General features: G+C 43.3%; 5 protein-coding genes and 1 pseudogene. 4 read left to right on the top strand and 2 right to left on the bottom strand.

What is annotated here, in order from left to right; genetic code table 11:
• The first annotated feature begins 13 nt into the window (after nt 1-13).
• From WBM98_RS09695 to WBM98_RS09685, 3 genes are all read left to right on the top strand, one after another.
• Nucleotides 14-967: an acetyl-CoA carboxylase carboxyltransferase subunit alpha gene (locus WBM98_RS09695; protein ID WP_424365822.1), complete on the top strand. Its 954-nt coding sequence runs from the start codon at nt 14-16 to the stop codon at nt 965-967.
• A 167-nt stretch (nt 968-1,134) separates the two neighbouring features.
• Nucleotides 1,135-2,682 (top strand): replicative DNA helicase, encoded by a 1,548-nt coding sequence (dnaB, locus tag WBM98_RS09690; protein WP_424365820.1) that lies wholly within the window; start codon nt 1,135-1,137, stop codon nt 2,680-2,682.
• Between the two features lie 106 nt (nt 2,683-2,788).
• The gene (locus WBM98_RS09685) at nt 2,789-3,976 is read left to right on the top strand and encodes an asparagine synthetase B (RefSeq protein WP_424365821.1); all 1,188 of its coding nucleotides are present in this window, start codon (nt 2,789-2,791) and stop codon (nt 3,974-3,976) included.
• A gap of 69 nt (nt 3,977-4,045) precedes the next feature.
• Here the strand turns inward: WBM98_RS09685 and WBM98_RS09680 are convergent, their stop codons facing one another.
• Nucleotides 4,046-4,849, bottom strand: coding sequence for an HAD family hydrolase (locus tag WBM98_RS09680; RefSeq protein WP_424365819.1), 804 nt, complete (start codon nt 4,847-4,849; stop codon nt 4,046-4,048).
• A gap of 102 nt (nt 4,850-4,951) precedes the next feature.
• Here WBM98_RS09680 and WBM98_RS09675 point away from each other — a divergent pair, with 102 nt between their 5' ends.
• On the top strand, nt 4,952-5,374 hold the full coding sequence (locus WBM98_RS09675; RefSeq protein ID WP_424365818.1) for a secondary thiamine-phosphate synthase enzyme YjbQ: 423 nt from the start codon (nt 4,952-4,954) through the stop codon (nt 5,372-5,374).
• A gap of 17 nt (nt 5,375-5,391) precedes the next feature.
• Here the strand turns inward: WBM98_RS09675 and WBM98_RS09670 are convergent.
• Nucleotides 5,392-5,787: pseudogene (locus WBM98_RS09670) on the bottom strand (GDSL-type esterase/lipase family protein); the annotation flags it as partial.
• Nucleotides 5,788-5,965 lie beyond the last annotated feature (178 nt).

Genomic DNA, 5,965 nt, shown 5'->3' with positions numbered 1-5,965 from the left:
ACCTAGCCAACTCATGGAATATTTGGATTTTGAACTTCCTATAAAAGAGCTTGAAGATCAGCTGGATAAGTGTATGATCATCGGTGAGGAGAGCGATGTCGACGTCACGGAAACCTGTAAGCAGATCGAACAGAAATTGATTGAAATGCGAAAGGATATTTACAAAAACCTTACCGCTTGGCAACGCGTTCAGCTTTCCAGACATCCGAATAGGCCCTATACCTTGGATTATATCAAGGCAATCTGTGGGGATACTTTTTTGGAACTTCATGGGGATCGCACGGTAAAGGATGATAAGGCCATGATCGGTGGCTTGGGTAAGATCGGAGACCAAAGCTATATGTTCATTGGGCAACAGAAGGGGTACAATACCAAGACGCGACAATACCGCAACTTTGGTATGGCCAATCCTGAAGGGTATAGAAAGGCATTGCGCCTTATGAAATCTGCTGAAAAGTTCGGTATTCCTGTGGTATGTTTTATCGATACGCCAGGAGCTTATCCGGGGATAGAGGCAGAAGAGCGGGGACAAGGCGAAGCCATAGCCAGGAACATTCTGGAAATGACACGGTTAAAAGTACCCATTATCGTTACCATTATCGGGGAAGGTGCTTCAGGAGGTGCTTTGGGCATTGGCGTAGGAGACCGTGTTTTAATGTTGGAGAATACCTGGTATTCGGTGATTTCACCCGAATCATGCTCCTCCATTTTATGGCGGAGTTGGGAATACAAGGAACAAGCGGCCGAGGAATTGAAACTTACGGCCCCTGATATGAAAAAGTTGAAACTGATCGATGAAATAGTGCGCGAACCTGCGGGAGGTGCCCATAGGAACCGGGAGAAGACTTTTGAAATCGTAAAGAACAAAATAACTTCACATTTTGAGGAGTTGGAAAAGTTATCACCAAAGGAACTGGTGTCCTTGCGAATGGAAAAATATCTGAATATGGGCGTTTTCAATGGCTAGTCCTCATTTTTAGTACCGTTCATAAACCATAGCTGTTTTCCTTCCCGACTTTTTTCTGTTATCAACAGTTTTCGTAACTTATCAACAGGTAAATTGTTAATGAACCGTTGAAATAGTTCACCCCTAAACCTATGTTAACTTAAGGTTAATTACATATTTTCGCATTCATGGAGAAACCCAAGCCACTTATTGGCCATAAGATAGACAAAACCACTATTATCAACTTGGAGAGAGGTAAAATACCTCCTCAAGCAGTTGATTTAGAGGAAGTTGTGCTTGGGGCTATGATGATTGACAAAAAAGGGGTCGACGAAGTAATAGATATCTTACATCCCGAAGTTTTTTATAAAGACGCCCATCGCTTCATCTATGAAGCCATTTTCAAACTCTTCGAAACCTCAGAACCGGTTGATTTATTAACCGTTTCTTCCCAATTAAAGAAAGATGGTAAATTAGAGTTGGTCGGCGGTGACTTTTACCTGATAAAACTCACCCAAAAAGTAGCTTCTTCCGCCCATATCGAGTTTCATGCCCGGATCATTCTACAAAAGTATATACAGCGCAGTCTGATAAAGATCTCGAGTGAGATCATCGAGGATGCCTATGATGATGGCACCGATGTTTTTGACTTGTTGGATGAAGCGGAATCCAAATTATACGATGTTACCCAGGGCAATTTAAAACGCTCTGCCGAAACCGCACAGAATTTGGTGATCCAGGCCAAAAAAAGAATTGAGGAAATTGCCAATAAGGAGGGCTTGAGTGGCATACCGTCAGGTTTTGATAAATTGGACAAACTTACTTCTGGGTGGCAACCAAGTGACTTGATTATCGTGGCGGCCCGTCCGGGTATGGGTAAGACGGCCTTGACGCTGTCCATGGCACGTAATATTGCCGTAAATTCCAATATACCGGTGGCGTTCTTTTCACTCGAAATGTCTTCCGTACAGTTGATCACCAGATTAATTTCTTCCGAAACAGGCCTCTCCTCAGAAAAGTTGCGTACAGGAAGGTTGGAAAAGCATGAATGGGAGCAACTGAATGTCAAGGTCAAGACCCTCGAAAAAGCGCCCTTATTTATCGATGATACCCCGTCCTTATCCATTTTTGACCTAAGGGCCAAGGCAAGGCGTTTGGCTTCCCAACACGGCATTAAAATGGTCATCATCGATTATTTACAATTGATGACCGCAGGGGGTAGTCAAAAAGGCGGGAATCGTGAACAGGAAATTTCCACGATTTCGAGGAACCTCAAAGCCTTGGCGAAAGAACTCAATCTTCCGGTCATTGCATTATCGCAGTTATCCAGGGCCGTGGAAACCAGAGGGGGCAGTAAACGTCCTATTCTGTCAGACCTCAGGGAATCGGGGGCTATTGAACAGGATGCCGATATAGTTTCCTTTATTTATAGACCCGAATATTACAAGATAGAGGAGTGGGATGATGAAGAACGCACACCCACCCAAGGGCAAGCCGAGTTCATTGTCGCCAAACACAGAAATGGTGGATTGGATAATATTAGGTTAAAGTTCATTGGTCAACTGGGTAAATTTGATAATTTAGATGATTTCGATTCGCCTTTTGAGTTTCAATCAAAAATGAACGCAGCGGACGAAAACCCATTTTTGACCAAAAACCTGCCCAATGCCGATGAGGCTTTTGGTAGTTCAATGAATGATGACTTTAATCCCGATGAAAACGACGTACCTTTTTAGCTTCTTTAGGAGTCTTTTCCCCAGCAAGGGGAGGAAAGGTCTTTTCATAACGCTTGTTCTAATCTTGTTTTCCTATACACTATCGGCCTCCTCCATTTTAATTCCCATGGATGCGGAGAGCCAAGAAAACCACTTAAAGGCCTATGGAATTACCTTTTGGGTACTCACCAAGCAGCAAAAGGTGCAATGGTTGTTGAACTATAGAGGGGGATCCTTTTTATTGCCCGATGGGGAGAACATTCGTAGGGAATGCCAAATTCGTGGGGTCTCTTTTGAAATTCTTTCTGATAATCAGGCCCAACATATATTGGATGAGATTGGCAGTCCGTCACAAAATCAAGAAGCCGTTATTCTTGAAAAGGCCCCAAAAATAGCAGTCTACTCACCAAAAACCAATCAACCATGGGATGATGCCGTGACCATGGCATTGACCTATGCAGAAATCCCATATATGACGGTTTATGATGAGGAAGTACTAGGTGATAAATTGGTATTGTACGATTGGCTGCACCTTCACCATGAGGATTTTACGGGGCAATTCGGTAAATTTTATGGTGCCTATAGGGCCGCGCCTTGGTATATTGCAGGGAAAAAGGAGGCCGAAGACCTTGCTTCAAAATTGGGCTACACCAAGGTTTCCGAGGAAAAAAGGGATGTTGCCTTGAAAATCAGGAATTTTGTGATAGGGGGTGGTTTTATGTTCGCGATGTGTTCCGCTACGGATAGCTTTGATATCGCCCTGGCGGCGGATGGGGTTGATATTTGTGAACCCATGTTCGACAATGACCCTTCGGATCCCAACTACCAAAGTAGGTTGGATTACGATAAAACGTTCGCCTTTACGAATTTCATCTTGGAACGAAACCCATTGCAATATGAATTTTCCTCCATTGATATGACCAATAAAAGGGGGGAGGTTCCCAAGGAATCAGATTATTTTACCTTGATGGATTTTTCGGCCAAATGGGATCCGGTACCCACGATGTTATGTCAGAACCATACAGCATTGGTAAAAGGGTTTATGGGGCAGACCACGGCCTTTACCAGAAATGAGATCAAACCTACGGTTTTGGTGTTGGGTGAAAATAAGATCAATGGTGAGGCGCGTTATATTCATGGTATAAAGGGAAAGGGATTCTTCACCTTTTATGGGGGGCATGACCCTGAGGATTATCAACATCGCGTAGGAGACCCAAAAACGGAACTCGAATTGCATCCTAACTCCCCAGGATATCGCCTGATCCTGAACAATGTCTTATTTCCGGCCGCACGGAAAAAGAAGCAAAAGACGTAGTCCCTAGATAACCATTGGCTAAGGCTGCAATTGTAGGCAGAGGGAAAATCATAAACTACAAGCCATCACCTACGAACTTGAACGCAACAACTTCTCCAATATCCGTTCTACCCCAAAATCGTCATTGCTTCCCGTCTGGTATTTGGCGACTTTCTTGACATTCGGATGCGCGTTGGCCATGGCATAGCTGTACTTGCCCAAAGCAAGCATTTCCAAGTCATTGTTATAATCCCCAAAAACCATGGTCTCTTCGGGCTTAATTTGATAAAGCGATTGTAGTTTTTGCAAGGCATATCCCTTATGGGCATTGACGCTCGATATATCGACCCAGTTCTCCCCAGATACCTTTACCTTGAGGTCACCCTCCAAATGTTTTACCGCTGGGTAAATAAAGCGTTCAGAACTTTCAAAATGGTAGATGGCGACCTTCAAAATTTCAGCATCGACTTGACTCAGGTCCTCGACGATCTCAAAGGCCGAATAATACTGTTTCAACAGATCGGCAAATGTATCCGAATCGCCTGTAAGAAAGGCATTTTGTTTCCCACAAAGCACGGGGTGTATGTTTTCAACCGAATCTAGAACGGTCAAGACCTTATTTCGTTGGTCTTTCGGAAGCTGGGTCGACAGAAGTTCCACCTCTTTACGCATCACATACCCTCCATTTTCGGCCACAACCACAATATCGTCCTTGATGGTATACAATTTGTCAAGAATACTGTTGTATTGTCGTCCACTGGCAGCCACAAAGAGGATACCCCGTTTTTTCAATTCATTGAATAATTCAAAAAAGCGATCGCTGACCTCGTGGTTCGAATTAAGCAAGGTGCCATCCATATCGGTGACCACCATTTTTACCTGTGAAAAATCCATCTTTGGAATTTATAAGATGCAAAGGTATTTGTTCAAATCAAATAATAAGAAATATATGTATAAAGTTTATATTACGTGGAGTTACTAAAGCGATCCATACCCATGAAATTTTATCAAAAGGAAATCCGGACAAGACCTTTCCCAAGGGGATATCATTTGATTACCCCAGACGTGTTGCGTAGTATGCCCGATATCAAGAACATTGAACAAGGAATACTGCAGGTATTTATCAAGCATACCTCGGCGAGTCTCACCATCAATGAAAACGCCGACCCTTCGGTACGGGTAGATTTTGAAAGCCACATGAATGTGGTGGTACCTGAGAATGCCCCCTATTATATACATACCTACGAGGGTTCCGATGATATGCCCGCCCATATTAAATCTTCCTTATTGGGGGCCTCGGTGCAAATTCCCATTACCAAGGGACAATTGAATCTGGGAATTTGGCAAGGCATTTATTTATGTGAGCATCGCAATACTGCTTCGGGAAGAAATTTGGTGATTACGGCTTTTGGTCAATAAACCAAGCTTTACGTGTGTCAAGGCCATTGTTTTACCACCTTTTTTTGTATTTTTTTTACCCAATCCTTATACATTTTTGCGGAAGGATGTAAACTATCGGATGCAATCAGCGCCTTATTCCACGCTGCTTGTTGTGATGATTTGGTGATATCGATAAACAGAATACCGCTTTTTTCAGCCGTTTCTTCAAGGATTGCATTATACCGAAGCAGTTCTTGACGTATTTTATCCTTGTCCTTGAATTTGGCGAACGGGGTTACGCTCCAATCAGGTATAGATAGTACAAAAACCCTTGAAGTATCGTTTCCGGCAAGGGATATGCTTTTCTGTAGCAGTTTGTTAAACTGATCCTTGAACTGATCAATGTCCAAGTCTCGATATTGATTGTTCACGCCAATGAGTAGGGAGACTAGATCATATTCGGATTCTAAAGTTGCGCTTTAGATCTCGCTAAGCAATTTGTCGGTGGTCCATCCTTCGCCGGCTAGGATGGTCGGAGGGTTTAGTAATATACCTTTTTTGGCTATGAGCTGTACGAATTGCTCGGGCCAACTATGTTGGGGCAGTTCACTGGTGCCAACGGTATAACTA

Origin of the sequence: Maribacter sp. (assembly GCF_049667165.1) — a bacterium.
Lineage (GTDB): Bacteria > Bacteroidota > Bacteroidia > Flavobacteriales > Flavobacteriaceae > Maribacter_A.
This window is presented reverse-complemented; position numbering and strand designations above follow the sequence as displayed.

What these genes read in the sequence shown, in the direction of transcription:
- WBM98_RS09675 (WP_424365818.1), top strand. Translation starts at nt 4,952, where the DNA reads ATGAAATTTTATCAAAAGGAAATCCGGACAAGACCTTTCCCAAGGGGA.
- WBM98_RS09695 (WP_424365822.1), top strand. Translation starts at nt 14, where the DNA reads ATGGAATATTTGGATTTTGAACTTCCTATAAAAGAGCTTGAAGATCAG.
- WBM98_RS09680 (WP_424365819.1), bottom strand. Translation starts at nt 4,849, where the DNA reads ATGGATTTTTCACAGGTAAAAATGGTGGTCACCGATATGGATGGCACC.
- dnaB (WP_424365820.1), top strand. Translation starts at nt 1,135, where the DNA reads ATGGAGAAACCCAAGCCACTTATTGGCCATAAGATAGACAAAACCACT.
- WBM98_RS09685 (WP_424365821.1), top strand. Translation starts at nt 2,789, where the DNA reads ATGGATGCGGAGAGCCAAGAAAACCACTTAAAGGCCTATGGAATTACC.